The sequence below is a fragment of the Arenibacter troitsensis genome, from assembly GCF_900177645.1.
Classification (GTDB): Bacteria; Bacteroidota; Bacteroidia; order Flavobacteriales; family Flavobacteriaceae; genus Arenibacter; species Arenibacter troitsensis.
This window is the reverse complement of record NZ_FXAO01000004.1, coordinates 184,006-209,842: the sequence shown is the minus strand read 5'-3', so window position 1 is coordinate 209,842 and position 25,837 is coordinate 184,006. Positions and strand designations below refer to the sequence as shown.

Annotated in this window: 23 protein-coding genes; 13 read left to right on the top strand and 10 right to left on the bottom strand. The window is 40.1% G+C overall.

Annotated features, from left to right (window positions below; genetic code table 11):
• Positions 1 to 31 precede the first annotated feature (31 nt).
• Both B9Y87_RS10460 and B9Y87_RS10455 read right to left on the bottom strand, forming a co-directional pair.
• Entirely contained in the window at positions 32 to 502 is a 471-nt protein-coding gene (locus tag B9Y87_RS10460; protein ID WP_085498816.1) for an Lrp/AsnC ligand binding domain-containing protein, read from the bottom strand.
• A 48-nt stretch (positions 503 to 550) separates the two neighbouring features.
• Positions 551 to 1,924: a saccharopine dehydrogenase family protein gene (locus tag B9Y87_RS10455; RefSeq protein WP_085498814.1), complete on the bottom strand. Its 1,374-nt coding sequence runs from the start codon at positions 1,922 to 1,924 to the stop codon at positions 551 to 553.
• 77 nt (positions 1,925 to 2,001) lie between these two features.
• Here B9Y87_RS10455 and B9Y87_RS10450 point away from each other — a divergent pair, with 77 nt between their 5' ends.
• Both B9Y87_RS10450 and pckA read left to right on the top strand, forming a co-directional pair.
• The gene (locus B9Y87_RS10450; protein WP_085498811.1) at positions 2,002 to 2,394 is read left to right on the top strand and encodes a DUF423 domain-containing protein; all 393 of its coding nucleotides are present in this window, start codon (positions 2,002 to 2,004) and stop codon (positions 2,392 to 2,394) included.
• 51 nt (positions 2,395 to 2,445) lie between these two features.
• Positions 2,446 to 4,062 (top strand): phosphoenolpyruvate carboxykinase (ATP), encoded by a 1,617-nt coding sequence (gene pckA, locus B9Y87_RS10445; protein ID WP_085498809.1) that lies wholly within the window; start codon positions 2,446 to 2,448, stop codon positions 4,060 to 4,062.
• 70 nt (positions 4,063 to 4,132) lie between these two features.
• Here pckA and B9Y87_RS10440 read toward each other — a convergent pair whose 3' ends face one another.
• Together B9Y87_RS10440 and B9Y87_RS10435 are read right to left on the bottom strand one after the other, a co-directional pair.
• Positions 4,133 to 4,879, bottom strand: coding sequence for a uroporphyrinogen-III synthase (locus B9Y87_RS10440; RefSeq protein ID WP_031445552.1), 747 nt, complete (start codon positions 4,877 to 4,879; stop codon positions 4,133 to 4,135).
• Positions 4,876 to 5,541 carry a DUF4271 domain-containing protein gene (locus B9Y87_RS10435; protein ID WP_085498808.1) on the bottom strand — a complete coding sequence of 222 codons (666 nt, stop codon included), beginning with the start codon at positions 5,539 to 5,541 and terminating at the stop codon, positions 4,876 to 4,878. Before B9Y87_RS10435 ends, B9Y87_RS10440 begins: the two co-directional genes overlap by 4 nt.
• Before the next feature lie 577 nt (positions 5,542 to 6,118).
• Here B9Y87_RS10435 and B9Y87_RS10430 point away from each other — a divergent pair.
• Genes B9Y87_RS10430 through B9Y87_RS10420 form a run of 3 tightly spaced genes read left to right on the top strand, consistent with a single transcriptional unit; the run spans position 6,119 to position 8,617 of the window.
• A complete protein-coding gene (locus tag B9Y87_RS10430; protein WP_085498806.1) occupies positions 6,119 to 6,847 on the top strand; it encodes a polyprenol monophosphomannose synthase in 729 nt (242 codons plus the stop codon).
• Between the two features lies 1 nt (position 6,848).
• Entirely contained in the window at positions 6,849 to 8,189 is a 1,341-nt protein-coding gene (locus B9Y87_RS10425) for a dihydroorotase (protein WP_085498804.1), read from the top strand.
• The gene (locus B9Y87_RS10420) at positions 8,189 to 8,617 is read left to right on the top strand and encodes a DUF4296 domain-containing protein (RefSeq protein WP_085498803.1); all 429 of its coding nucleotides are present in this window, start codon (positions 8,189 to 8,191) and stop codon (positions 8,615 to 8,617) included. The genes B9Y87_RS10425 and B9Y87_RS10420 overlap by 1 nt, the downstream gene beginning before the upstream one ends.
• Here B9Y87_RS10420 and B9Y87_RS10415 read toward each other — a convergent pair.
• A complete protein-coding gene (locus tag B9Y87_RS10415; RefSeq protein ID WP_085498801.1) occupies positions 8,598 to 9,605 on the bottom strand; it encodes an NAD-dependent epimerase/dehydratase family protein in 1,008 nt (335 codons plus the stop codon). The two genes, B9Y87_RS10420 and B9Y87_RS10415, sit on opposite strands and share 20 nt — an antisense overlap.
• Positions 9,606 to 9,710: 105 nt before the next feature.
• Between B9Y87_RS10415 and tyrS the strand changes: the two genes are divergently transcribed.
• Both tyrS and B9Y87_RS10405 read left to right on the top strand, forming a co-directional pair.
• The gene (gene tyrS, locus B9Y87_RS10410; protein WP_085498799.1) at positions 9,711 to 11,006 is read left to right on the top strand and encodes a tyrosine--tRNA ligase; all 1,296 of its coding nucleotides are present in this window, start codon (positions 9,711 to 9,713) and stop codon (positions 11,004 to 11,006) included.
• A gap of 68 nt (positions 11,007 to 11,074) precedes the next feature.
• Positions 11,075 to 11,605, top strand: a complete 531-nt coding sequence (locus B9Y87_RS10405; RefSeq protein WP_085498798.1) for a hypothetical protein — start codon at positions 11,075 to 11,077, stop codon at positions 11,603 to 11,605.
• Here B9Y87_RS10405 and B9Y87_RS10400 read toward each other — a convergent pair.
• From B9Y87_RS10400 to B9Y87_RS10380, 5 genes are all read right to left on the bottom strand, one after another.
• Entirely contained in the window at positions 11,600 to 12,577 is a 978-nt protein-coding gene (locus tag B9Y87_RS10400) for a LuxE/PaaK family acyltransferase (protein WP_085498796.1), read from the bottom strand. The genes B9Y87_RS10405 and B9Y87_RS10400 overlap by 6 nt on opposite strands.
• A gap of 362 nt (positions 12,578 to 12,939) precedes the next feature.
• On the bottom strand, positions 12,940 to 13,263 hold the full coding sequence (locus tag B9Y87_RS10395) for a T9SS type A sorting domain-containing protein (RefSeq protein WP_085498794.1): 324 nt from the start codon (positions 13,261 to 13,263) through the stop codon (positions 12,940 to 12,942).
• Between the two features lie 182 nt (positions 13,264 to 13,445).
• The gene (locus tag B9Y87_RS10390) at positions 13,446 to 13,763 is read right to left on the bottom strand and encodes a T9SS type A sorting domain-containing protein (RefSeq protein ID WP_085498792.1); all 318 of its coding nucleotides are present in this window, start codon (positions 13,761 to 13,763) and stop codon (positions 13,446 to 13,448) included.
• Positions 13,764 to 13,932: 169 nt separating this feature from the next.
• Entirely contained in the window at positions 13,933 to 16,761 is a 2,829-nt protein-coding gene (locus B9Y87_RS10385; RefSeq protein WP_085498790.1) for a TonB-dependent receptor, read from the bottom strand.
• Positions 16,762 to 16,854: 93 nt separating this feature from the next.
• The gene (locus tag B9Y87_RS10380; protein ID WP_085499239.1) at positions 16,855 to 18,273 is read right to left on the bottom strand and encodes a hypothetical protein; all 1,419 of its coding nucleotides are present in this window, start codon (positions 18,271 to 18,273) and stop codon (positions 16,855 to 16,857) included.
• Between the two features lie 326 nt (positions 18,274 to 18,599).
• On the opposite strand from B9Y87_RS10380, the gene B9Y87_RS10375 reads away from it, so the two are divergent.
• The 6 genes from B9Y87_RS10375 to B9Y87_RS10350 all read left to right on the top strand — a co-directional run bounded on the left by B9Y87_RS10375 (position 18,600) and on the right by B9Y87_RS10350 (position 25,798).
• Positions 18,600 to 19,286, top strand: a complete 687-nt coding sequence (locus tag B9Y87_RS10375; RefSeq protein WP_085498788.1) for a response regulator transcription factor — start codon at positions 18,600 to 18,602, stop codon at positions 19,284 to 19,286.
• Between the two features lie 107 nt (positions 19,287 to 19,393).
• On the top strand, positions 19,394 to 20,338 hold the full coding sequence (locus B9Y87_RS10370) for a sensor histidine kinase (protein ID WP_394334962.1): 945 nt from the start codon (positions 19,394 to 19,396) through the stop codon (positions 20,336 to 20,338).
• A 187-nt stretch (positions 20,339 to 20,525) separates the two neighbouring features.
• Entirely contained in the window at positions 20,526 to 21,872 is a 1,347-nt protein-coding gene (locus B9Y87_RS10365) for an NAD(P)/FAD-dependent oxidoreductase (protein ID WP_085498784.1), read from the top strand.
• A gap of 9 nt (positions 21,873 to 21,881) precedes the next feature.
• Positions 21,882 to 23,462: a 4Fe-4S binding protein gene (locus B9Y87_RS10360; protein WP_085498782.1), complete on the top strand. Its 1,581-nt coding sequence runs from the start codon at positions 21,882 to 21,884 to the stop codon at positions 23,460 to 23,462.
• A 160-nt stretch (positions 23,463 to 23,622) separates the two neighbouring features.
• On the top strand, positions 23,623 to 24,312 hold the full coding sequence (locus B9Y87_RS10355) for a glycosyltransferase family 2 protein (RefSeq protein WP_085499238.1): 690 nt from the start codon (positions 23,623 to 23,625) through the stop codon (positions 24,310 to 24,312).
• A gap of 1 nt (position 24,313) precedes the next feature.
• Positions 24,314 to 25,798 carry a cellulose synthase family protein gene (locus B9Y87_RS10350; RefSeq protein ID WP_085498781.1) on the top strand — a complete coding sequence of 495 codons (1,485 nt, stop codon included), beginning with the start codon at positions 24,314 to 24,316 and terminating at the stop codon, positions 25,796 to 25,798.
• Positions 25,799 to 25,837 lie beyond the last annotated feature (39 nt).

Genomic DNA, 25,837 nt, shown 5'->3' with positions numbered 1-25,837 from the left:
AAAAAGGGAGATCAAAAAGATTTCCCTTTTTTTATATTGTTATTTGCCGGTCTATTTGTTGGTCCAAAGAAATAAAGGTCTCCGTTCTGGATACTCCTTCTATCTGCTGTATGTTCTTGTTAAGCACGTGCATAAGATGCTCGTTGTCCCTACAAAGAACTTTTATGAGAATGGACCAGTTTCCTGTGGTATAATGGCATTCCAATACCTCTGGGATTTTTTCAAGTTCCTTAACGGCTACAGGATTGCTCATAGCCTTGTCCAAATAAATGCCAATGTAGGCCATGGTGGTGTACCCCAAAACTTTGGGGTTAATAATGAATTTAGAACCTGCAATTAGGCCCGAAGCTTCCAATTTTCGTAACCTTTGATGAATGGCAGCACCTGAAATCCCTATATTTCTGGCAATTTCCAGAACGGGCTTTCTAGCATCGTCCATTAAAAATCGTAGTATCTTTTTGTCGATACCATCAATTTTAAGGTTTTCGTTATTGGATTTCATCGGTTCTACTTCAATTTCTATATAAAGATACCAAAATGGTTTTACATCTTAACTAGCAACAGAGTCGGGATTATAACCCAAGTAGGGTACCTGGTATTCCTTAAAGTGAATTCCATAGCTTTTAAGTTGCTCTAAAATAGGCTCGTAGACTTCCCGTCTTATGGGCAATTGCACCCCTGGAGTGGTGATCTTTTTGTTTAATATCAATAAGGTGGCCATGGCTACTGGCAATCCAACAGTTTTGGCCATTGCAGTATAGGTCCGGTCTTCGCCAATAACTACTGTATTGGAATCTATTTGTTCCTTTTTTCCATTAAGTTCGTACCCAAATTTGTGGTACATAACAATCATATCCTTATCTGTATTGGCCAAGGTCCAACTGTCTTCCAAGATTCTTTGCAAAATTTGTGCAGGAGTGGCATTTTTTAGTTCAATCTTTCTATCGGAATCAAAAAGGTGCAATTCCATTAATTTTTCCCACATAATATCATCCTGGTCTATTTTAAGGTAATGTCGCAGTTTTAGTTCTACGGTATTGGTAGGCGAATAAGGAAGAAATAAGTTTACGAATTCGCGGTAGGACATTCCTTCAGAATTCTCAATGGTATAGCTATCGTCTGTCATGCCCAACTGTACGAACATGTTCCATGCTTTGGAAAAGCCAACCCTTCTCATGGTGCCCCTATATAAGGTAAGTACATTCTCCAGTCCGTAGGCTTCCCTGTATTTTAGGGAGTCCCTGTTGGCGTACACTTCAAATTTCCCGTAACCTTCTACATCTAAAAATTCCGTCCTTCTAAATAGTTTGTGGTAGGGGATATATTTGTAGGTGCCTTCTTGAATAAATTTGGCTACGCCGCCCTGACCTGCCAATACAACATTTCTGGGATTCCAGGTAAATTTATAGTTCCACAGGTTATTATCGCTTTCCGGAGCCACCAAGCCACCGGTGAAAGATTCGAACAGAATCATTTTGCCACCACGTGCCCTGATATTATCTATGACCTGCATGGCACTCATGTGATCTATTCCGGGATCCAGGCCAATTTCATTCATAAAAACCAAGCCCTTTTCTTTGGCCTGGTGGTCCAGGGCCAAGATGTCATCGCTTATATAGGAGGCTGTAACCAAATGTTTTGTAAATTGAATACAATCCACTGCCACCTTGATATGAAAACGGGCAGGGAGCATGGAAATGACAATATCCGATTGTTCTATAGCCCTACTTCTGTCGTTATCATTTAAAATATCCAATTTTAAAATCGTACAGGATTTATGTAATTTTATTTTATCGGGAAGGACTTCCGGATTTAAGTCGCAAATAGTAATATGTAAATTTTCGACCTCTGCTTTCTGTATTAAATAATCCAACAAATATGCAGTGGATTTTCCGGTGCCTACAACGAGAATTTTTCTACGCATGGGTATTTTACTTTTCTATTTCATGGATACTAAGGTATCAAATTGTTATATTTGTAAGAAATAAGCCTTAATAAGTTATGAACAAAACAATTTTTGGCACTGGTATATTTTTCGGTCTAACGGCAGTTCTTTTGGGAGCTTTTGGTGCACATGGTTTGGAAAAAATGGTCGATGCCAAGGCCATTGAGACCTTTGAAACCGGAGTGCGGTACCAGATGTACCACGCTTTGTTCCTTTTAATTTTGGGAGGGAGCAATATATTGGTCAACGAGCGAAAAAAGTTGGTTTATTATTTCATCGTGGTCGGAATGGTATGTTTTTCTTTTTCAATTTACCTTTTGGCCATCAATGAATTGACTAGTTTCGATTTTAAGAAATTGGCGCTATTAACACCCCTTGGAGGTGTTCTCTTGATGGCCGGTTGGATACTTCTGGGTATTAGGGTACTTAAACAAAAAGCATTAAACTAAAACCAACACGCTCATAGAGCACTCAAATATTTCTATTTAAACTCAACTATCATGAATTCATTAACACCCTCAACTAAATCGATTGCGTTGGAGACCTATGGTATAACCAGTAAAAAAATCCATTACCAATTGGCGCCGTCCAAACTTCATGAAATTACTGTGGAAAAGGGCATGGGAGTAACTTCGTCTACCGGAGCTTTGGCCATTAATACCGGTGAATTTACCGGGAGGTCACCAATGGACAGATTTATTGTAAAGGATGATATTACGGCCGATAAAGTTTGGTGGGGAAATGTGAATATACCCTTTGAAAGCGAAAAGTTTGATGCCCTTTACAATAAGGTCATCAAATATCTCAATGAAAAGGAACTTTATGTAAGGGATTGTTTTGCTTGCGCAGACGATGATTACAAGATGAACATCAGGGTCATTAATGAATACCCTTGGTCCAATATGTTTGCCTATAATATGTTTTTAAGGCCCACTGAAGAAGAGTTGGTGGGTTTTGACCCGGAATGGACCGTGATCAATGCACCCGGTTTTATGGCAAAGGCAGAGGAAGATGGGACAAGGCAGCATAATTTTGCCATCCTGAATTTTACCCGCAAAATTGCCTTGATAGGAGGTACGGGATATACGGGGGAAATTAAAAAGGGAATATTTTCTGCACTGAATTTCATACTTCCCGTATTTAAGAATTGCCTACCCATGCATTGTTCGGCAAATGTTGGCGAAGATGGGGATACGGCTATCTTTTTTGGCCTTTCTGGAACGGGAAAGACTACCTTGTCGGCAGACCCACATAGAAAATTGATCGGGGACGATGAACATGGTTGGACCAAAGAAAATACCGTGTTTAATTTTGAGGGAGGTTGTTATGCCAAGGTTATTCATCTTTCGGAAGAAAACGAGCCTGAAATTTATGGTGCCATCAAGAAAGGGGCGCTTCTGGAGAATGTGGTCCTGGATGCCAATGGGGTGGTAGATTTTGCGGATACCTCCATTACCCAAAATACTAGGGTAAGTTATCCCATTTATAACATAGATAATATACAGGTACCGTCCATTGGAAAGAACCCAAAGAATATTTTCTTTTTAACTGCGGATGCCTTTGGGGTATTGCCCCCAATTTCAAAACTGACCCCTAGTCAGGCAGCCTATCATTTTATATCCGGATATACGGCCAAGGTAGCCGGTACCGAGGCAGGGGTGGTAGAACCTGTGCCAAGCTTTTCGGCATGTTTTGGAGCGCCGTTTATGCCATTGCACCCAACCAAATATGCGGAGATGCTCAGTAAAAAAATGCTGGATGCCGGAGTAAATGTATGGTTGGTAAATACGGGTTGGACCGGTGGCCCTTATGGAGTAGGTACCAGAATGAAATTAAAATATACCAGAGCCATGATCCATGCGGCCTTAAGTGGGGAATTGGGATTGTACAGCTATGATAAATACCATATCCACTCTGTTTTTGGAGTGGCGCAGCCTAGGGAATGCCCTGGAGTCCCCACAAGTGTGTTAAGTCCACGGGCAACATGGAACAATGATGAAGCCTATTATAAAACGGCCTTTAAATTGACCAATGCCTTTCGAGAAAACTTTAAGAAATTTGAGATCTATGCCAATGAGGAAATAAGGCGTGGGGGGCCCCAACGATATGCATTCTAAAAGAAAACCCCGAGGCTTGCCTCGGGGTTTTCTTTTATCAGGTAATGCTAAATTAATTTTTCGGCAATAACTATTTCTTGTTTACGCTAGTTATGTATCTCTGAAGAGCCATGGTCATAGAAGGCGTTTCCGGTGTAGGAGCCTGAATGTCTATTCTTAACCCTGCTTCCGTGGCCGCTTTAACCGTTGAATTTCCAAAAACCGCTATTCTGGTCTCGTTCTGTTTAAAATCAGGGAAATTCTTTAACAATGATTCTATTCCGGACGGACTAAAGAATACCAATACATCATAGTACACATCCCTTAAATCCGAAAGATCACTAATTACCGTTCTGTAAAAAATACCTCTGGTCCAATCTATTCCCAAGCTGTTAAGCGTTTCTGGAACAATTGGTTTAAGTACGTCAGAAGATGGTAATAGGAATTTTTCGTCCTTATATTTTTTGAACAAGGTATTTAAATCTGGAAAATTCATTTTCCCAACATATATTTTACGCTTGCGGTATACTACGTACTTTTGTAAATAGTAGGCTACTGCCTCTGACTGACAAAAATATTTCATCGTATCGGGAACCTTAAACCTCATTTCCTCCGCGATCCTAAAGAAATGATCTACCGCATTCCTACTCGTAAGAATAATGGCGGTGAAATTCTTAAGGTCAATTTTTTGTTGTCGGACCATTTTTGCATCAACACCTTCCACGTGGATAAAAGGTCTAAAATCTACCTTTATTTTCTCCTTATCAATAAGCTTGGAATAAGGGGAATTTTCCATCTTAGGTTCTGGCTGTGAAACCAAAATCGTTTTTACTTTCATAGGTTTCGATCTATTAGATAGTTTCCAACTATAATAATTGGTGCTATTTCAAGAGCGCAAAGGTACAAAATAAAATACACAAAATTGCTGGCGATGAATTTTTGATGATTTCTCAATGTTGTTGTCCAACCAATGGCGTTTATAAGGAATACCAATAAAAGACTTATAAAAATCACTGCTTTTGACTCCTTAAAAACATAATTTAATAGAAGATTGGCAAATAGCATTACAATACCACTATAATTGAGATAGGAGAGTTTCTTGAAAATTATTTCGGAAATGATCTTATTGATATTAAATATAAATCCGTTGCCCAATTGTAGGAGTATTTTAATGGTAAAAAATAATAGTAGCGAAATAAAAATGATGCCGTAGGTCATTAACTGTTGCCCATCTGGAATTTTGACAAAAGTGATATATGCAAAATATAGGAAAAGGGAAAAATTAAGCAATTGGAAAACACTGAAAAAAATACTGAACCAATTAAAGAGTTTGTCCTTCTTTTGGTAAAGGAAGATATATTTATTGTTGAAAGGCAGGATTATATAATTTAAGAAACGGCTGTAAAAAGAGGTTTTTGCAAGAACCATAAAAAAGATGCTTGAAAATAGGATAATGGTTATCCAGTCTACGTTATACTCATTTCTTAATATAGCTTCCATTTATCCGGTCTTGTTTTAATCTCCCGATACATCCAAAAAAATAAACATTAAAAAAAATACCTGTCCTATTTTAATATAGGTCTGGGGCCTGTTGCTTGAGTGTTACTAATGCTAACAACGTGTATTTCATTCTCTTTAGTGTGGCCAACAATTCAATTAAATCCATTGGGCCAAACATAGGGTGATATTTATTTTTTAGTCCTAATTAAAAGAACCGGACCAAACCTAAGCTTTTTTATCACCAAAACCATGGATAAAGATAAGAAACCTAATTGTATGCTGCTATATTTCCGTTAAGGGAAAGCCATTGGCTGTATTGGTGTCCTTCCTTTTGCAAAGGCTTTAGGTAATGGTCACGGCAAAGTATGGGTGTCCCATTCCGATTTTTAAGAATTCAATATGGTAGAGATGGGGATTTTTTCTCGGTAGTCTTTATAGGTTGTTTTTAAGCGCTCCAAATTAGGGGCCAAAACAATACATTCGCCAACATATGAAATCATTAAAAAAATCATAAATCCCGCCTGATATTTCACTACAGTTTTTAAAATACTATTTTTGCTAAAATTGCAATACCTAGATGGCGGATAGCTTGGTCATTATTCCTACCTTCAATGAAATTGAAAACATTGAGCTTATAATTCATTCCGTCTTTGCTTTGGAGCAGGATTTTCATATCCTAGTAGTTGATGATAATTCTCCCGACGGTACGGCCGAAGCTGTAAAGGCTTTGCGGGAACGATATTCAAATAGGTTATTTTTAGAGGAAAGACGAGGTAAATCTGGTTTGGGAACGGCCTATATCCATGGGTTTAAATGGGCTATTGAAAGAAAATATGAATTTATTTTTGAGATGGATGCCGATTTTTCACATGCGCCTCCAGATCTAATTAAGCTGCGGCAAGCCTGTGTTGATGGTGCGGATGTAGCTGTGGGATCGCGTTACAAAAAGGGGATTAATGTAGTAAATTGGCCCTTGCATAGAATATTATTGTCCTATGGGGCTTCATTTTACGTGAAGTTGATTACGGGAATACGCGTGCACGACCCTACGGCCGGATTTGTATGTTATAGGAGAAAGGTCCTGGAAACCATCAATTTGGATTCCATTAAATTTATTGGCTATGCATTTCAAATCGAAATGAAGTTTAGGGCCCACCTTCAAAATTATAGGATGGAAGAGGTGCCTATTATTTTTACAGATAGAATAAGGGGAAAATCAAAAATGAGTGCTTCCATTATTAACGAAGCCGTTTTTGGGGTACTACAAATGAAGTTGCGCAGTTTGTTTCACAAAAAGAAATTTTAAGATGGGAAGAATACTTTTAAAAAACGCTACAATCGTTAATGAGAACAAAATATTCCCTGCCGATATATTGCTGGAGGATGATATTATTCTTAAAATTGAGCGCCAAATTTCATCGGATAATGTCTCCAAGACCATTGATTTGGAAGGGAAATATGTAATACCGGGAGCCATAGACGATCAAGTTCATTTTAGGGAGCCTGGTTTAACGCATAAAGGGACCATTGCCACGGAAAGTAGGGCAGCGGTTGCTGGAGGAATAACCTCCTTTATGGAACAGCCCAACACCAATCCCCAAACAACTACCATTGAAGCTTTGGAGGAAAAGTTTGAAATGGCCAGAAATTCCGCATTTGCCAATTACTCTTTTTTGTTTGGAGGTACCAATGATAATTTGGAAGAGATAAAAAAATTGGATAAGAATGCCTGTTCCGGTATTAAGCTCTTTTTAGGTTCGTCTACGGGCAATATGTTGGTAGACAATGAAGAGGTAATTGAAAAAATATTTCGGAATACGGAGATGGTCATTTCCGCCCATTGTGAGGATGAGTCTACGATCAAGGCAAATTTTGCCAAATATAAGGAGCAATATGGCGACGATATTCCCGTAAAATACCATCCTTTGATAAGGAGTGCCGAAGCCTGTTATCTTTCTTCCTCAAGGGCCATTGCCCTGGCCAAGAAAACCGGGGCAAGATTTCATGTCTTTCACCTATCTACAGGTAAGGAAACAGCGCTTTTTAGGAACGATATTCCACTAGAGGATAAAAAAATTACAGCAGAGGTCTGTATACATCACCTTTGGTTTTCGGAAGAAGATTACGACACCAAAGGCACCTTGATTAAATGGAATCCCGCCGTTAAAACGGCTGCCGATAGGGACCAACTTTGGCAGGCTTTATTGGACGATCGTATAGATGTTATTGCCACGGACCATGCACCCCATACGTTAGAGGAAAAGAACAATGTGTACACTTCCGCGCCCTCTGGAGGCCCTTTGGTACAGCATGCCTTGCCGGCAATGCTGGAGAAATATCATGGCGGAAAGATAAGCCTGGAGAAAATCGTAGAGAAAATGTGCCATAATCCGGCAAAATTGTTCCAAATAAAAAAGCGGGGATTTATACGGGAAGGATTTTATGCCGATTTGGTGGTGTTGGGTCTTAATGATGCCTGGACCGTGACCAAGGAAAATATCGCCTATAAATGTGGGTGGTCCCCCTTTGAGGGAAATTCGTTCAAATCCAGGATAACCCATACTTTTGTTAATGGCCACTTGGCCTATGAAAATGGCAATTTTTCTAAGGAGAGAAAGGCCATGAGATTAACCTTTAATAGAGAGTAATGTATAGATATATAGTTGTCATTTTTCTAGGGCTGTTGTTTTCATGCAATGAAAAGGTGGTAGTGAAACCTGAAAACCTTATTCCGGAGGATAAAATGGCCACCATTCTATATGACATTTCACTATTAAATGCAGGGAAGATAATTAATGAAAGCATTTTAAATGAATATGACATTGAACCCATGGGGTATATCTATACCAAGTATGGGATAGACAGTATTCAATTTGTAAAAAGTGATACCTATTACGCCTCTATGCCAACTGTATACGAGGCCATATATACCAAGGTAAAAGATAGGTTGGAGAAGGATGAAAAGTTTTTTGAGGTAGAAAGGAAGCAGAAGCAGGATTCTTTAATGGAGACCAAAGAAAAGTTGAATCCCGACCTCAAAAAGAAACCAGAAACTACTAAGGATTCTCTTCCATAAACTTTTTGCAGGATAGTTCAATTACACCATCCAAGGCTTCAAAGGAATGCCCTAGTTCTTTTTGTATTTTGTCGGCATTGAACAATTGGTTCTTTCGTAAGGATTCGATCGAGTTTTTGGTAAGCTTTCTTCCACTGTTCCAGAAAATGTTCCTTAGCCAATCCAATCGTCTAAACACCTCTAATTGCCAAAATTTAATTGCTTTGATGGGACCTGGTTTGCCGAAGGCCTCCGTAATCTTTTGTAGAATTTCTCTGTAGGTCAGATTTTGGGCCACAAGAATATACTTTTCATTGGTTATGGAAGACTGCATTAATTGGGTCATTATCTGCACCACATCATTAACAGTGACGAAACCTGTTCCTCCTGGGGGGTAATATTTACGGGCCTTATAGGCGGTTTTGAATAAAATGCCAGTTCCCGTTTCCCAGAATCCCGGGCCCAGGATAACTCCGGGATTTACAATAACCGCAGGAACGTTTTCCTGGGCACCCCTCCATACTTCCAGTTCGGCATCCATCTTGGTCATGGCGTATACATTGCTTTGTTGGGAGTTCCAATCGGTGTCTTCGGTAGCCTCTTGGTTGCCAACTGTTCTCCCTATGGCCCCTATGGAGCTGGTATAGCACAATTTTTGTACACCCTTGGCAATACAGAGATTTACAATGTTTTTGGTGCCTTCATAGTTTGCGGTGCGCAATAGTTCGTAGTCATTGGGGTTAAAAGAAATTAAGGCCGCACAATGATAAACATGTGTCACATTTTCAAAAGCAGTTTCCAAGGCTGGCAGGTCGTTAAGATCGGCCTTTACCCAGTTTATTTTTTGAAACAGTTCATGGGATTGGTCCGTATAATACCCAAATACCTTTTCAACCTCCTTTAGGTTGCTCGTTTCTCTATGAATGGCTTTTACCGCGGCACCCGACTGCAACAAGTGCAAAAGAAGGTGCGCCCCTACCAAACCAGTTCCTCCTGTGACTAAAATCATGGTGCAAATTTACTCAATTGCCTCCAATTTATTCCGTTTTCATCGGGAGTTAAACAAGCTATTATTTTATATTTGCCACTATTATTGAATTAGAAGATTTTTAGCATGACTACGAACTTTGTAGAAGAATTGACTTGGAGGGGAATGTTGCACGATGCAATGCCCGGTACGGAAGAACATTTGTTAAGCGGAATGCAATCTGCCTATGTGGGAATAGACCCTACGGCAGACTCTCTTCATATTGGACATTTGGTTGGGGTTATGATGCTTCGTCATTTTCAGTTGGCAGGCCATAAACCTTATGCGCTCATCGGGGGAGCCACGGGGATGATAGGCGATCCATCGGGAAAATCTACAGAGCGAAATTTGTTGGATGAGGCTACATTGGCACATAACCAGGCCGCTATAAAGGCGCAGCTTTCCCGTTTTTTGGATTTTAATAGCGGAAAGGAGAACAGTGCCGTATTGGTAAACAACTATGATTGGATGAGGGATTTTTCCTTTTTGGAATTTATACGTGATGTAGGGAAGCACATTACTGTAAATTACATGATGGCCAAGGATTCTGTAAAAAAACGTTTATCGGCCGAAGCCAAGGAAGGTATGTCCTTTACGGAATTTACGTATCAGTTGGTGCAGGGGTATGACTTTTTACACCTTTATAGAGAGTATAACTGTACCCTGCAAATGGGGGGTAGCGACCAATGGGGAAATATTACCACCGGTACGGAACTTATCCGTAGAATTGGGGGCGGTAAAGGATTTGCCCTTACCTGTCCCTTGATTACAAAGGCCGATGGCACCAAATTTGGGAAGTCGGAAGGGGGCAATATCTGGTTGGATTCTGAAAGGACATCTCCCTATAAATTCTATCAATATTGGTTGAATACCTCGGATGAGGATGCCGAAAAATATATTAAGATCTTTACTTTTCTACCTAAGGATGAAATAGAAAATTTGGTTAAAATGCATCAGGAAGCCCCGCATTTGAGGGTGCTTCAAAAGCGTTTGGCCGATGAGGTTACGGTAATGGTACATTCTCAGGAGGACTTGGACAATGCTGTAAAGGCAAGTGATATTCTTTTTGGAAAATCGACCTCCAGCGATCTGAAAAAGCTAAATGAAAAGACATTTTTGGAAGTGTTTGAAGGGGTGCCACAGGCAGAGTTAACCCAAGAGGATATAGACAATGGCTTGGATATGATTGCGGCCTTGGCTGCAAAAACCGGCTTTTTAGGGTCTAATGGGGAGGCAAGACGCGAATTGAAACAGAATTCCATATCCGTTAATAAGGAAAAAGTAAAAGAAGATTATATCATTTCTTCAGAAGATCTCATCAATAATAAATTTGTATTGTTGCAGCGCGGGAAGAAGAATTATTTTGTGCTGGTTATTAAATAAACACCGTATTTTTTTCAGTTGCCCCAATAAAACTAGGCGATACCCGTTAGCCTAATAAATTGGATGTTATGAAGAAGTATTTTTTGTTTTTTTGGCTGGTTGCTCTTGTAGTTTCATGTGACAAGTTGGACGAGCTTACCAAATTTGAGATGGATTATGATCAAACGGTGGTTATACCATCATCAACCGGAGTAGATTTACCTTTTGATGTCTTTACCCCTGAAACAGAGACCAATTCTTCTGCCGAGTTCGAGGTAAACGATACCAGAAAAGATCTGATAGAGGAAATCGTTTTAAAGAAACTCATAATGACCGTGGAGGTTCCTGATGGGGAGGATTTCAGTTTTCTGGAATCGATCATCATATATATGTCCGCAGACGATTTGCCGGAGATTAAGATAGCTTGGAACGAGGAGGTATCTGCCACGGCTGGGGAACAGCTGGAATTGGTAACCACGGCCGAAGATTTAAAGGAGTATATTAAAAAAGATTCCTATACCTTAAGACTAAAAACCGTAACCGATGAGTTTTTATCTTCCGATTATGAAATAAATATTGCCTCAACCTTTTTTGTGGATGCCAAGATTTTGGGCCTATAGCACCATTAAATTACAGCCTCGAATATCCGAATGGTCAAACCGGCCAAGTATTTCGAAACTTCCGTCCGCATGCACCTTGCCCAAATCTTGGGTGGCAATAAAGCTACAGGAGTGTCTGTTGGCCAGGTCAATGATGTTGACTCCTCCCGTTTTACCCGCGTTCTGTAGGGTTAAGGGGTCTTCGGTTTCACGTGTAAGGACTTTCATCCATTTAGGAGCATAGAAACGTCCATTGCCTTGGGAATAGGCTTGGGACAGGAGTTCTGTCATTCCATATTCGGAATGGATAGTCGGCACTCCAAACCCTTTTTTTAAGAGTTGGTGCAATTCCTCCCGTATCAATTCCTTCTTTCGTCCCTTCATACCACCGGTTTCCATGATTACGGTGTTCTTTAGTTTTAATTGGAATCTTTCCGCCATGTCCAAAAGGGCAAAGGAAACACCTAATAGTAATATTTTGGTATTGGCATTATCCAATTCAACCAAGGTCTTTTGTAAGCGGTCAATATCATCCAAATAAAAGCCACTTTCAGGATGTCTGCTTTGATTGATGAGGTCGTTGGCCATATAGATTAGGGAAGAACCCTCCCTTTCCAGATAAGATGGCAGTAACGCCAGTACACAATAGTCCTCTATATCCCCATAAAACTGTTTAAAGGCCGATAGATAGCTTTGTTCGTACAGTTCAAGGTTTTTTACGTAATGCCTACTTACTTCACTTCCGGTAGTGCCACTGCTGGTAAAGGTAACTTGGGGGGTAAAGGAACCACAAATTACTTTTTTGGATTTAAAAAATTCTATCGGTAGAAAGGGGATATCCCTAATGGATTTAACGGAGGTCACATTTTTGCCTAAGTGTCGGCAAAATTCTTGGTACACCAAGTTTTCATGAAATTGGGTCTCAAATGTTTTCAATGCCATGGCATTGAACTCTTCGTCGGTTGAAATTGTAAAAATATTATCGAGAGGCATATTCTAAATCACTTCTACAAAAGTAGTGATAACAACATAGTGGAGACCCTATTTTATGGTTTTATTGGTGAAACTCAATTTTGAGAAGTCAGTAAGACGCACTGAAAATTGCAAGTTGAACTAATCCCGCCTTTTTCGGCGGGATCTAGGTTCAATACCTCGATCCTTGGGTCGATTCCTATTATTGGCTTCAGGGCTTGCCCTGAGGTTTAATACCTTTTTTTGGTATAGGCTTATATCTCCCTTTGGGAAAATCATGAATTCTCCCTATCCATAACCTCATAAATGGAAATGTAAAAAGCAATAGAAAAGAATTTGTTATGTAGTGGAGTGTTGGAAGAAAAAAGTACCATAAAGAGGGTTTATTTTACGACCAGCTTTCTGGTCATGGTTACCCTGTTTTCGGTAATTTGCAATACGTAAACTCCCGGGGCCAACTTGGATATGTTCAAAAGGGTATTGGTTATCCGGTCCTGCAAGACTATGGTTCCGAAAACATCGTAGATTACTACGTCCTTTACCCCATTATGCTTTGTGGTAATATAGACCACCTCCTGATATGCTGGATTGGGGTATAATTTGAAAGTATTGGTTTGGGTAGTTCTGTCTATTGGCTCCTCAACGAATTCCTGTGCAGTAACGGCCATAGAAAATACCATGAACAATAGGGTGTAAAATATTTTCATAGGTTAGCATTGATTTGGGATCAATACAGTAAATATAGAAAAACATGTTGGGAAGTGGCAATAAATGTTGTAAACGAGTGTTTTTTGTAGGTGTAGCGATATTTTAAGTATCGCATTAAGGTGAAAAAGGTTAAAAATCAGGTAATTATGCAATTAGTAAGGCTGTGATACCTTGGGAAACCTTATTTGATAATTAGCTTTCTTGTTGCTGTTTTGTTTTTTTCGTTGACCCTTAACATGTAAACACCGGCATCCAAATCATTTACATTTAGTTCCGAGCCAATTATGGTGGTTTCTAGTACTTGGGAACCAAAAATATCATAAATGAAAATTTGTTTGGGAGCGTTCAGGGAAGTACTGATATAAACCCTGCCATTGGTGACAGGATTGGGATATATCTTAAACCCAGGAATATCGCCACCCCCCACATTACCTTTTGGATCCTGTCCAAAGGAAATGGAGATAAAAAGTAAGGCTATAACTAAGTAGAGTTGCTTCATAGAAACTTTTACAACAAATAATATACCGTAAATGTAAGAATTTTAGATGCAGCACGTCTGCGGCAGTAAAATTAATACGTAAAAATTCGATGAAATGCAAAAAGAGGCCAAATTCTATGTTAAAAAACACAGAACAAGGCCTCTTTTTTATTAATCAGAACCGTTTAAATTAAAACTTAATGTTGTATCCCAAGGAGAATGATCTTCCCGGACTTCTTTTGGAGAAGGTCTTATTTTCAGCCTTATAGGACTCATATTCACTTTCTACGTCATCATCCAAAAGGTTGCTTATTTTAAAACTAACACTTTGATTTTGGTTATTGCCGAAACTCTTGGAGAAGTTAAAGTTTAGATTGTGAAAGGGCATGGTATACACATCCGGTACAAATCCGTTGCCCACTACCTGCAATGTTTTGCCCTGTACATTGTAGTTTACGCCCATTTGGACCCCATTTTCGGCACCTTCGTAATTTAGCCCAGAATTGATAAGGAAAGGTGATTGTCCCTGTAACTCCCTGTCATTGCCCAAAGTTTCACCATCCCTAAGGCCCAACGTTCTAAGATTGCGCTCACTTTCGCTATAAACTTGGGTAGATTTAATGATGGAGGTATTTACATTTAGACTAAAATTTTGAAGTGCTGCTGCAAGGAACCCTAAATTTTTCCTTAGTTCAAATTCCAATCCAATTACGTCTGCATCACCAAGATTTTGTGGGGTAAAGTTATCGGATGATGATTCAAAGTACGTAAGTTCAATGGGATCGGTGAATTTTTTATAAAAGCTGCTCAATGCAATCATCTCTGCGCTATCTCCAAACCATTCTACCCTAAAATCGAAATTGTTGATGTAAGTCGGATCCAAGTTAATGTTTCCAATAAAGGTATTATTGGATAATGGATCGAAAATCTTGGCTATGGAAGCTTCCTTAAAGGATGGCCTTGCCGTGGTTCGGGAATAGGATCCCCTTAGGTTTACCTCTTCCGTAAGTTCATATATTAAATTAGCCGTAGGGAAAAGGTCAAACTTATCTATAATGGTTTCGTTGTCATAAATAACCTTTTCAGGGTCATTAATGTCCTTGTTGTCCTCTCCGGTATATTTAGATTCAAATTTCTCCACCCTAACACCAAGGATAGTTCGTAATTTTTGTCCAAGTTTAAACTCGTTCGATACATAACCTGCTATATTTTGTTGGACAGCTTCATAGGTGTTGGCCGGTTCGGCCACCGAGATGTCCGGGTCAATATAGGAACCGGAATTATTGTTGACGGTCCAAAGGTTTTCTTCCAAAAGGATGTTGTCTGCAATACCATTGAACTTGGTAGTTGATCCGTTGTTTTCGATCTCAAAGTTCAATATGCCAAAATCCCTATTCTTGTAGGAGCCATAGGCACCAAATTTTAATTTGGCGTCTTTTTCCAGAAAGTCATATTTTTTGGTAAAATCCAATTTGGCAACTGCATTTATTTCTTCCAAATCCCTCCAGATTCTTTTTGGCTGGTTGTTCTGGGGTATGGAGTATACGCCATCCTCTACCCTAAAGGATGTAGTTCTAATGTCCTTGTCCTGAATTTTGGACATGGTAGGGGAAAGTGCCCATTCCGTAGTCCATGAAGCATCTTCGCTAGAGTGTATTCCGCTAAGCAAAGCGTTGGTGATGGAACGTTGGGTATATTCCAAGTTATCTTTTGAGAAATTAATAAAGTCCGTGAAATTCAGGGTCTGGCTAAAGTAACCTGCCGTAGACTCTCCGTTCTGAATATGAAGGAGATTAAGCTTGTATTTGGATTTTTCAGTCTTAAAGGAAGTGCCCAAAAGACCGCTTACCAATACATTGTTTCTGCCTAAATCCCCAGTCTGTGTTCTGTCGGTTTCCAGTTCAAATATAGAAGTGTCCGCATTTCTTCGGTAGAAATTATTTTCCGCTCCTTCATAGAAGGTAGTGGTATTTTTATAGGATAGGGAAGCCAAAAAGCCCAATCGGTTCTCACCTTCGCCTACATTGTATTGATTTCCAGTGGTAAACCCAAAACTATAGTCCATGGCACTATTTGCTTTCATTGCCGATAGTACGGGATTAAATTTTTTGGTAATGGCCGTCAATAATGGGTTGTATTCAAAAGTACTTGGAATTTCCTGATTTCGGTTTATGGGAACACTGCGGTTTCCGTTGTCGAAGCCTAGGAAATCTGTAGACCCACCTTTATAGTCCAAATAGTTTTCGTTAAAGTGCATATCAGGGTTATAGCTACCACCTAAGGAAATACTGTGCTCTTTTTTGGTAGGATAGTCCTTGGTAACAATATCAACGATACCACCAGTAAAGTCGGCAGGTAAATCTGCAGAAGCAGATTTAAGAACCAGGATGTTGTCTATAATATTGGTAGGGAAAATGTCCAATTGAATGGTGTTTCTGTCCGGATCCAATCCTGGAATGTCTACCCCGTTCAAAATAGATTTGGTATAGCGATCGCCCAAACCTCTTACGTAAACGTATTTTCCTCCTTGGACCGATACCCCAGGCACCGATTTTATGGCGCTGGCCACATCGCTGGACCCTGATTTTTTAAAGGCTTCGGCCGATAGTCCATCCAAAAGGTTCACCGCTTTTTTCTGGATACCCAAAACGGCGGTCTCTGTATTTTTTTTAACGCTTACGGAAACAACAACTTCATCGAGACCTTCGGCCAGTGTTTCCATGGTTACGTTTACGTTGGTAATCTCATTGGCCTTGACTACCACATCGGTTATTTCCACGGTTTTATAACCAAGGAATGAAAAAGAAAGGGTGTGGGTGCCTTCTTCAAGGGTAAGCTTATAATTACCATCAAAATCGGAGGTAGTTCCTATAGTGGTGCCTTTGACCAGAATATTGGCAAAAGGAACAGGGTCTTGAAAATCGGCATCGATCAATGTTCCGGTTATCTCGCCGCTTTGTGAAAAAATGAATTGAAAAAAAAGAAAAGTAAAAGTTGAAAGTCTAAGTGAATATTTCATAAGTAATTGATAATTAAATCGTAATAAACCAAATGCCCGCCACTGGATATGGGCGAGCATGGTCGTTATTTTATAGGGGTGTGTTGTTCCGAATTAGAAACTCAATCCTGTTTTTGCATAGGCATAGGTCCAAGTAAATACGCTAAGGTCTGCACCTACTGTTTGGGCACCTGCAGTAACTTGGGTGGTCCAGGTAGCAGCTCTTTCCGTAAATGTTGGGTCTAGTATGATAGTTGACTGTAGGTCGTTTCCGGCGTCATCTTTCAATACTTTCTCTGCAAAAATACTGTTGTTGAAGCCTACAATTTGCCAAGCTTCAAAGGTTAATTTTCCATCCAAGAAGTTCTGTGCTACATCGTTGGCATCCAATTCAACATCTTTTCCAGTCTGGAATCCAATGGCATAGATGTTTTTGGTAGTACCCATAGCATTACTTCTGTAGTCTGCATATTCTCCGTCAGCAGCTGTAGAGCTTCCCACTATGGTCGTATTCTGAAGGGTGAAAGAACCTGTTGTGGAACCTTCTGGGCCATCTATTTCGAAGGCATGGTCAGAAGCCTCACCTGAAACTACCAAGGCATTGTCTATGGTCCCCGAATAGGCTTGGTCAATATCCAAGGCATCATCACCTTGGGCCCAAACTACTAGGTTGGAGGCGTCAACGGTTCCACCGAAAAATTCGATACCATCATCAACATTCCCTACGACTTCTATGTGGTTGATTTTTGTACCACGACCTACGGAACCTAAGGTTAGACCGTTTATTTCGTTTCCTTCACCTATCAAGGCTCCACCGTGGCGTATAGAGATGTATTCCAATTCGCCAGAATTGTCGTCGTCGTTTAACGCATCACCAGGACCGTATAGTCCAAAAGTATCGTCTGCAGGAATACCTTCTATTTGTACTTCAGTGACATCGTTTTTAAAAGAACCTGTAGCTCTTCCCAAAACAATTAAACCTCCCCATTTTCCTCTAGCGGTTTCGTCCAAATTGGTTCCGGCGGTTTGTCCAATACCTATGTTGTCCTCTTCAGCGGTAAAGATTATTGGCTTTTCGGCAGTACCTACGGCCATAATCTTGGATCCCCTTTGTACAATTAGGGCGGAAGCTAAGGAGCCTGAACCGGCCTTACCTTTAATGATGGTACCTGGCTCAATGGTCAAGGTTTTTCCAACCCCAACAACTACTTTACCTGCCAATAGGTATATATTGTCTGCAGTCCATGTGGTATCGGCTGTAATTTCTCCTGATACGGTTATGATATCTGCACAAGAACCTCCTACATCCACTCCGGTTTCGTCTCCGTTCTGGATGCCATCCTCACAGGTAGCCGTAGCCTCGGTACATGGCTGACAGTTGGGTCCGCCACAATCAACACCGGTTTCTCCTTGGTTTTGAATTCCATCATTACAAGTAGCTACTACTTCAGCTATAGGTGGTTCATCGTCATTGGTACACGATGTAAATGCTAAGGCACCTATGGCCAACGCGGATAATAATAGTTTTTTCATTTCAGTTGAATTTTTCGGTTTCATTTTTTTCGAGTTCACTTGTTTTATTTAAACATGGCAAATAAATGACCCAACTGTAAAAGTCGCGTTACCCTCAGATTAATAGTTTGTTGGCTTAATGTTATCTAAATGTTACTATATTAAATCCGTGTTAAGAGGTTTGGTGTAATAGTATTATCTTTACTTTTGGACGCGAATAACCCATAAATATTAAGGTTAATCGGGGAATGGTTTAGCAGATCACAATTACAGGTTGTGTTAGACCTCAGTCACCGACATTCTAAAGGAAATAGGTTACAGATGACCGTTTAAGAAAAAAATAGAGCATGAAAAAAAAGGACATTAAGATACTTTTGGTAGATGATGAACCGGATATTCTAGAAATAGTAGGTTATAATTTATCTGCCGAGGGGTATGAGGTTTTCACTGCAAAAAATGGAATTGAAGGGGTTGCCAAGGCAAAAAAGAAGAAGCCCCACTTAATTATTTTAGATGTAATGATGCCCGAAATGGATGGTATTGAAGCCTGTGAGATCATTAGACGAACCGAAGGTTTGGAGGATACTTTGATCACCTTCCTTACTGCTCGGGGCGAAGACTATTCCCAAATGGCCGGTTTTGATGCGGGTGCTGACGATTATATAACAAAGCCCATTAAACCCAAGGTTTTGGTGAGTAAGGTAAAAGCCTTGTTAAGAAGGCTTAAGAATGAGGAGCAGGAGGTGGAGGACATCTTTAAAGTTGGTGAGATCACCATAAACAGGGAAGAATATAAAATTGTTAATCAGGGAGAGGAAATCGTTCTTCCCAGAAAGGAGTTTGAGCTCTTGGCACTATTGACTTCCAAGCCGAATAAAGTATTTAAAAGGGAGGTTATCCTGGACAAGGTATGGGGCAATGAAGTAGTGGTAGGCGGAAGGACCATTGACGTCCATATTAGAAAACTGCGCGAAAAAATTGGTGACGATCATTTTAAAACCGTAAAAGGGGTAGGGTATAAGTTTGTGTTATAATGGTAACGAGGATTAAAAAATCGTATAGGTTTGCCCTACGTACCACAATTCTAATATCATCCCTATTAACTTTAGTCTTGGGGATATTTTTGTGGAACAGGGGTTCCATGGATTGGCCGCTCTTAGCCATTATTGCGATAACTACCTCCTTTGTTTCATTTCTCGTAGTACAATTAAGGATAGAAAAATTTATCTATCGTAATATTGAGCGCATCTATAATGATGTATCCCTGTTGGAGTCCACCTCTTTGGCTCCCAAGACCATTACCACAGATATGCGGTCCTTGACAGACGAAATAGAGAAGTTTGCCAAGGACAAAAAGATTGAAATAGATACCTTAAAGATCCGGGAAGAATATAGAAAGGATTTTTTGGGCAACGTTTCCCACGAATTAAAAACGCCTTTATTTACGGTCCAAGGGTATATTCTAACCTTGTTGGACGGTGCCATGGACGATAAAAACCTGAGAAAGAAATATCTGCAACGGGCCAATAAGGGGGTGGAGCGACTTATTTACATTGTTAAGGATCTGGACTTGATAACCAAATTGGAAGTTGGGGACCTAAATTTGAAGATAGAGGAATTTGACATTTTGGAACTGGTGAGGAATGTATTTGAGCTTCTGGAAATGAAGGCTGCTAAAAAGAATATTACCTTAACCTTTGATATGGACTATACAAAACCCATCTATGTTAAGGCAGATAAGGAAAAAATTCAGCAGGTAATTACCAACCTAGTGGTCAATTCCATTAAATATGGACAGCAGAATGGTACAACCGAGGTAAGTATAGAGAATTTAATTAAAAACAAGGTCATTATCCGGGTGACCGACAACGGCGAGGGAATTTCCAAACAACACCTTGCCCGAATATTCGAAAGATTTTATAGGGTAGATAAAAGTGGGAGTAGGGCCGAAGGCGGTTCTGGTTTGGGATTGGCAATTGTAAAGCATATTATCGAAGCCCACAACGAGAAGATCTATGTGGAGAGTGTACTCGATATTGGGTCCGAATTTTCCTTTACCTTGGAGAAAGCCGCCGCAAACTCCTAACCCCTGTATCCCTTGATTTTCTTTTTTTTCAAGGTAATACAGTGTGAAGCCCTATGATTATAGGCCTCATTGTATATGCGCTAACTTCTTTTAAGCCATTTTCCGTTACCTTGAACAATTCTAAATAAAGGGAAACTATTAAGTTATTATCTTTAAGTGCGACCTAGTACGTATCAACCGAAATCCTATGGAACACATTGTTATTATTGGTAATGGAATCTCTGGTATAACGGCAGCACGCCATATTCGAAAATTATCCGACAAAAAAATTACCATTATTTCCGCTGAGAGCGATTATTTTTTCTCTAGAACCGCTCTCATGTATGTGTATATGGGGCACATGAAGTTTGAGCATACCCAGCCATACGAAAACTGGTTTTGGAAAAAGAACCGCTTGAACTTGGTCAATGGATATGTATCAAAGGTAGATACCACCAATAAAAAGCTAATATTACAAAGTGCGGAGGAAATAGATTATGATAAACTTATTATTGCGACAGGCTCCAAACCCAATAAATTTGGTTGGCCCGGACAGGATTTGAAAGGGGTCCAAGGGTTGTATTCCAAACAGGATTTGGAATTGTTGGAGGCCAATGCACCCAATAGTGAAGTCTGTAAAAGGGCGGTAATAGTGGGTGGCGGATTAATCGGGATCGAATTGGCAGAAATGCTAAGGAGCAGGGATATCCCAGTTACTTTTTTGGTCCGTGAAAGTAGCTTTTGGAACGGAGTTTTGCCGCAAGGGGAATCCCAAATGATCAATGAGCATATTCTGGAACACCATATAGACCTGAAACTGGACACCAATCTAAAGGAAATTATTCCCGATGAAAATGGTTGGGCAAAGGCCGTAGTTACGGACAAGGGGGAGACCATCCAATGTACGGTGGTAGGGCTTACCGCAGGGGTTGCTCCAAACATTGACTTCCTAAAAGGTTCTGGGATAGAGACCGGTAAGGGGGTAAAGGTCAATAACTATTTAGAAACCAATATCACTGATGTCTTTGCTATTGGCGACTGTGCCGAACAGCATGAGGCCATAGGCAACCGTAGGCCTGTGGAAGCCGTTTGGTATACGGGAAGAATGATGGGGGAAGTTTTGGCACAGACTATATGCGGAAACCGAAGGGCCTATAATCCAGGACATTGGTTTAATTCTGCTAAATTTTTGGACATTGAGTACCAAACGTATGGATGGGTATTTGGTGAGAAATCCAAAAAAGACCATGAACAACATTTTCATTGGCGACATCCCAAGGAAAAAATATGTGTCACCATTGCTTTTCACAAAGACACCCAACAGTTTTTGGGGATTAATACTTTTGGAATTCGGATGCGTCATGAAATTTTGGACCGATGGCTTACAGAAAAAAGGAGTATAGCTTATGTGATGGAATATTTAAAGGATGCCAATTTCGACCCAGAATTCTATGCCCAATACGAGGAGAATATAGTTTCCCATTACAATTCACAGTATGGTACCAGGATTACCCCTAGAAAGAAAAGTTGGAAACGAATTTTTAGCAACATATAAGATTTCAAGATGCAAGTAATAAAGAAAATAGGGCTTTTCATTTTTTTAATTGGCCTAACCATATTTACCATACTGCCTTTTATTGGTAAGTTTAAGGTAACCCCTGCAAGCTTGGATCAAATAATTCAGGAAAAAGGAATTTCGAGCGAAATCTTCATCCAGAAGATGGAAGAAAATGTGGTTGGTGAAGAGTTTCAGGGGATGCTGTCATTATCGCCCCAAATAGCCCAGATTCTACAAACGGCCAATGCCCGGCACAGAAAGGACAAGGAATATAAAAAGGTAATTTATACGGGGGCACATGACATGGCTGCTGCGGTGGGCAAAGCGTCAGGAAGTGGGTTTGTTGTAGAAAATAAGGGGCTTATGTGGTTTTTAACCTTTGGTCTGGGCATATTGGGATCCTTGCTATTTATTATTCCCAATATTGTTTTATTGGGCAAAAAAGGGATTAAGAACAATGGCATTTACCATGAGAATGCTACCAATAGGGGGTGGATTGCCTGGCTGGTCTTCGTTTTTCTGGTTTCCTTTTATTTGGTGCTTTATTTCCGTTCGGAATATGCCGTAAACTGGACCTACCTTGTAGATCCCATCAGCGAATTCCTAAGTGGAAATCCGGCCGGACATTGGTTTGTTTACGGTTTTATGTACTGTACGGTGATGACCGTAATGGCCGTGCGCATGTACATTAACTATAGGCATAATATGTATCAAATGGTACGTACTACCTCTGTCCTGTTCTTTCAAATAGTCTTTGCCTTTCTTATTCCGGAAATAATGGTAAGGCTACAAATGCCGTATTACGACTTTAAAAATGCCTTTCCGTTGGATTATGATTTCTTTTTCCAATGGAATTTAAAATCCTTGTTGAACAGCGGGGGAATAGGACTCTTTATTCTGGTTTGGGGTATTGTGCTTACTTTGGTAATTGTACCCGTTATGGTCTATTTTTTTGGAAAACGATGGTACTGTTCCTGGGTATGCGGTTGTGGAGGATTGGCAGAAACCCTAGGGGATCCTTATAGGCAGCATTCCAGCAAGTCCCTATTTTCATGGAAAGTGGAAAGGTGGTTGGTGCACGGGGTGTTGGTCTTTGCCGTGGCAATGACCTTGATGACACTCTATAGTTTCTTTACGGATTCTGGTACCGTGTTGGGTTTAAAAACACAGAGCGTACAAAATACCTACAGTCTGTTGATAGGGGCTTTTTTTGCAGGCGTGATCGGAACAGGGTTCTACCCCATCTTTGGTAATAGGGTATGGTGTAGATTTGGTTGCCCTTTGGCCGCCTATCTAGGATTTGTCCAAAGGTTTAAGTCGCGCTTTAGGATTACCACCAATGGCGGACAGTGCATTTCATGTGGTAATTGTTCTACCTATTGTGAACAGGGAATTGACGTCAGGGCCTACGCCCAAAAAGGTGAAAATATTATCAGGTCCAGCTGTGTGGGCTGCGGTATCTGTTCCGCGGTTTGCCCAAGAGGAGTTTTAAAATTGGAAAACGGACCCCTAAAAGGGAGGATAAACCCTACTGAAATTCTATTGGGGAACGATGTAGATCTAATGGATCTGGTCAATAAAAAATAGACCTTTGGTGGGTGCCGAAATTATTATGGCAATCCTTAAAGGGAGGTCAATGGATTAATGAAAGTATTGATACCTTTGCGCCATCATTTGGGCAATCACAATGGTGCAGATCCAGGATGCCTATAAATGGATAAATAATAATGACCCTTCAAATGCGCTCATGACCAATATTAAAGTTATTATCCCCGCCTTTAATGAAGCTGATTCCATTGCGAACGTAATAAAGGAAATCCCAAAAAATGTTTCTGAAATAATAGTTGTAAACAACAACTCTACGGATGATACCGCCCTTAATGCAAGGGATGCAGGGGCCACTGTACTCACCGAGAATAGGATGGGATATGGCTATGCCTGCCTTATGGGAATTAATTACATTTCCAAACAATCCAAAACACCCGATATTATCGTATTTATGGACGGAGACTATTCGGATTATCCCGAAGAACTTTCCAAAGTGGTAAAACCTATAGTGGAAAACGATGTGGATTTCGTTATTGGCGCCAGAACAAAGGCGTTGAGGGAGGAAGGATCAATGACCCCGCAACAGGTTTTTGGAAATGCTTTGGCCACCACTTTAATGAAATGGTTCTTTGGAGCTTCTTTTACTGATTTGGGTCCGTTTAGGGCCATAAAGTACAGCAAGCTTTTGGAGCTGGAAATGGAGGATAAGACCTACGGTTGGACCGTGGAAATGCAGTTGAAGGTTCTAAAAAAGGGTTTTACATATACCGAAGTACCAGTGCGTTATAAAAAAAGAATTGGCATATCAAAAGTATCAGGTACTGTAAAAGGTACTATATTTGCAGGCATAAAAATCCTGGGTTGGATATTTAAATATAGTTTAAAATAATATGGGACTAACAATTACTTACTTTATCATTGCGATTTACAGTATTTCCTTACTATTAATATTTTTTTATAGCTTGGCCCAGCTTAATTTACTGGTCAACTATCTGGGATATAAAAGAAGAAATAAGGAGGCTCCAAAGTACAATTTATTGGATCCAAAGGAAATACCATTTGTTACTATTCAGCTTCCCATTTATAATGAGGAGTATGTAGTAGAGCGTTTGCTGGACAATATTTCGAAAATTGAATACCCAATCAGTAAATTGGAAATTCAGGTACTGGACGATTCCACCGATGATTCCGTACTGGAAACCGCCAAGAGGATAAAAGCGCTTCAGGAAACAGGATTGGATATTCAACATATAAGAAGGACCAATAGGCAAGGCTATAAGGCAGGTGCCTTGAAGGAAGGTCTGGATATAGCCAAAGGCGAGTTTATTGCTATTTTCGATGCCGATTTCTTGCCGTCCAGCGATTGGTTAAAGAAAACGGTCATCTATTTTAAAGATGAGGAAATTGGTGTGGTTCAAACAAGATGGGGGCATATCAACAGGGAATATTCCACTTTGACCCGTATACAGGCATTTGCCTTGGACGCCCACTTTACATTGGAACAGGTAGGACGTAATGCCAAAGGCCATTTCATCAATTTTAATGGTACCGCTGGTATTTGGAGAAAGGAATGTATTCTGGATGCAGGAAACTGGGAGGGCGATACCCTTACTGAGGATTTGGATCTTAGCTACCGTGCCCAATTAAAGAATTGGAAGTTTAAATATTTGGAAGATGTAGAAACACCTGCAGAACTTCCTGTGGTAATTAGTGCTGCCCGTTCCCAGCAATTTCGTTGGAACAAAGGTGGGGCCGAAAACTTTAGAAAGACGGTTTGGAGCGTTATTTCCGCCAAGAATATCTCGTTCAAGACCAAGTTTCACGGGGTAATGCACTTGTTAAATAGCTCTATGTTCCTGTGCGTGTTTTTGGTGGCCTTGCTGAGTATTCCCATGATGTATATAAAAAATACCTATGACCATTTGGGGTGGATTTTTGAAGCTACTAAATTCTTTATTTTAAGTACCATCATCCTTTTTGTATGTTATTGGTTTACCTACAAGAGTATACAGGGTAGTAGTTTTGATAACTTTGTAGATTATATAAGAATCTTTTTTACGTTTTTCTCTGTGGCCCTTGGATTTTCATTGCATAACTCCATTGCAGTCTTGGAAGGGCATATGGGCAAAAGATCTGAGTTTGTAAGGACCCCAAAATTCAATTTGAACAGTATATCGGACAGCTGGAAGGGGAATAAATATCTGGCTACCAAACTGTCTCCCAATATGATTTTGGAGGCGGCCCTAATGCTTTACTTCCTTTTTGGAATGTACAGTGCCATACCTTTGAACGATTTTGGACTTTTTCCATTTCATTTTATGTTATGTCTAGGTTTTGGTTATGTATTCTTTAAATCCCTGATGGCAAGGGCCTAAACAATATTTATAAAAGCAATAAAAAAGCCCTGTCTTTAA

What these genes read in the sequence shown, in the direction of transcription:
- B9Y87_RS10460 (WP_085498816.1), bottom strand. Translation starts at nt 502, where the DNA reads ATGAAATCCAATAACGAAAACCTTAAAATTGATGGTATCGACAAAAAG.
- B9Y87_RS10455 (WP_085498814.1), bottom strand. Translation starts at nt 1,924, where the DNA reads ATGCGTAGAAAAATTCTCGTTGTAGGCACCGGAAAATCCACTGCATAT.
- B9Y87_RS10450 (WP_085498811.1), top strand. Translation starts at nt 2,002, where the DNA reads ATGAACAAAACAATTTTTGGCACTGGTATATTTTTCGGTCTAACGGCA.
- pckA (WP_085498809.1), top strand. Translation starts at nt 2,446, where the DNA reads ATGAATTCATTAACACCCTCAACTAAATCGATTGCGTTGGAGACCTAT.
- B9Y87_RS10440 (WP_031445552.1), bottom strand. Translation starts at nt 4,879, where the DNA reads ATGAAAGTAAAAACGATTTTGGTTTCACAGCCAGAACCTAAGATGGAA.
- B9Y87_RS10435 (WP_085498808.1), bottom strand. Translation starts at nt 5,541, where the DNA reads ATGGAAGCTATATTAAGAAATGAGTATAACGTAGACTGGATAACCATT.
- B9Y87_RS10430 (WP_085498806.1), top strand. Translation starts at nt 6,119, where the DNA reads ATGGCGGATAGCTTGGTCATTATTCCTACCTTCAATGAAATTGAAAAC.
- B9Y87_RS10425 (WP_085498804.1), top strand. Translation starts at nt 6,849, where the DNA reads ATGGGAAGAATACTTTTAAAAAACGCTACAATCGTTAATGAGAACAAA.
- B9Y87_RS10420 (WP_085498803.1), top strand. Translation starts at nt 8,189, where the DNA reads ATGTATAGATATATAGTTGTCATTTTTCTAGGGCTGTTGTTTTCATGC.
- B9Y87_RS10415 (WP_085498801.1), bottom strand. Translation starts at nt 9,605, where the DNA reads ATGATTTTAGTCACAGGAGGAACTGGTTTGGTAGGGGCGCACCTTCTT.
- tyrS (WP_085498799.1), top strand. Translation starts at nt 9,711, where the DNA reads ATGACTACGAACTTTGTAGAAGAATTGACTTGGAGGGGAATGTTGCAC.
- B9Y87_RS10405 (WP_085498798.1), top strand. Translation starts at nt 11,075, where the DNA reads ATGAAGAAGTATTTTTTGTTTTTTTGGCTGGTTGCTCTTGTAGTTTCA.
- B9Y87_RS10400 (WP_085498796.1), bottom strand. Translation starts at nt 12,577, where the DNA reads ATGCCTCTCGATAATATTTTTACAATTTCAACCGACGAAGAGTTCAAT.
- B9Y87_RS10395 (WP_085498794.1), bottom strand. Translation starts at nt 13,263, where the DNA reads ATGAAAATATTTTACACCCTATTGTTCATGGTATTTTCTATGGCCGTT.
- B9Y87_RS10390 (WP_085498792.1), bottom strand. Translation starts at nt 13,763, where the DNA reads ATGAAGCAACTCTACTTAGTTATAGCCTTACTTTTTATCTCCATTTCC.
- B9Y87_RS10385 (WP_085498790.1), bottom strand. Translation starts at nt 16,761, where the DNA reads ATGAAATATTCACTTAGACTTTCAACTTTTACTTTTCTTTTTTTTCAA.
- B9Y87_RS10380 (WP_085499239.1), bottom strand. Translation starts at nt 18,273, where the DNA reads ATGAAAAAACTATTATTATCCGCGTTGGCCATAGGTGCCTTAGCATTT.
- B9Y87_RS10375 (WP_085498788.1), top strand. Translation starts at nt 18,600, where the DNA reads ATGAAAAAAAAGGACATTAAGATACTTTTGGTAGATGATGAACCGGAT.
- B9Y87_RS10370 (WP_394334962.1), top strand. Translation starts at nt 19,394, where the DNA reads ATGGATTGGCCGCTCTTAGCCATTATTGCGATAACTACCTCCTTTGTT.
- B9Y87_RS10365 (WP_085498784.1), top strand. Translation starts at nt 20,526, where the DNA reads ATGGAACACATTGTTATTATTGGTAATGGAATCTCTGGTATAACGGCA.
- B9Y87_RS10360 (WP_085498782.1), top strand. Translation starts at nt 21,882, where the DNA reads ATGCAAGTAATAAAGAAAATAGGGCTTTTCATTTTTTTAATTGGCCTA.
- B9Y87_RS10355 (WP_085499238.1), top strand. Translation starts at nt 23,623, where the DNA reads ATGACCAATATTAAAGTTATTATCCCCGCCTTTAATGAAGCTGATTCC.
- B9Y87_RS10350 (WP_085498781.1), top strand. Translation starts at nt 24,314, where the DNA reads ATGGGACTAACAATTACTTACTTTATCATTGCGATTTACAGTATTTCC.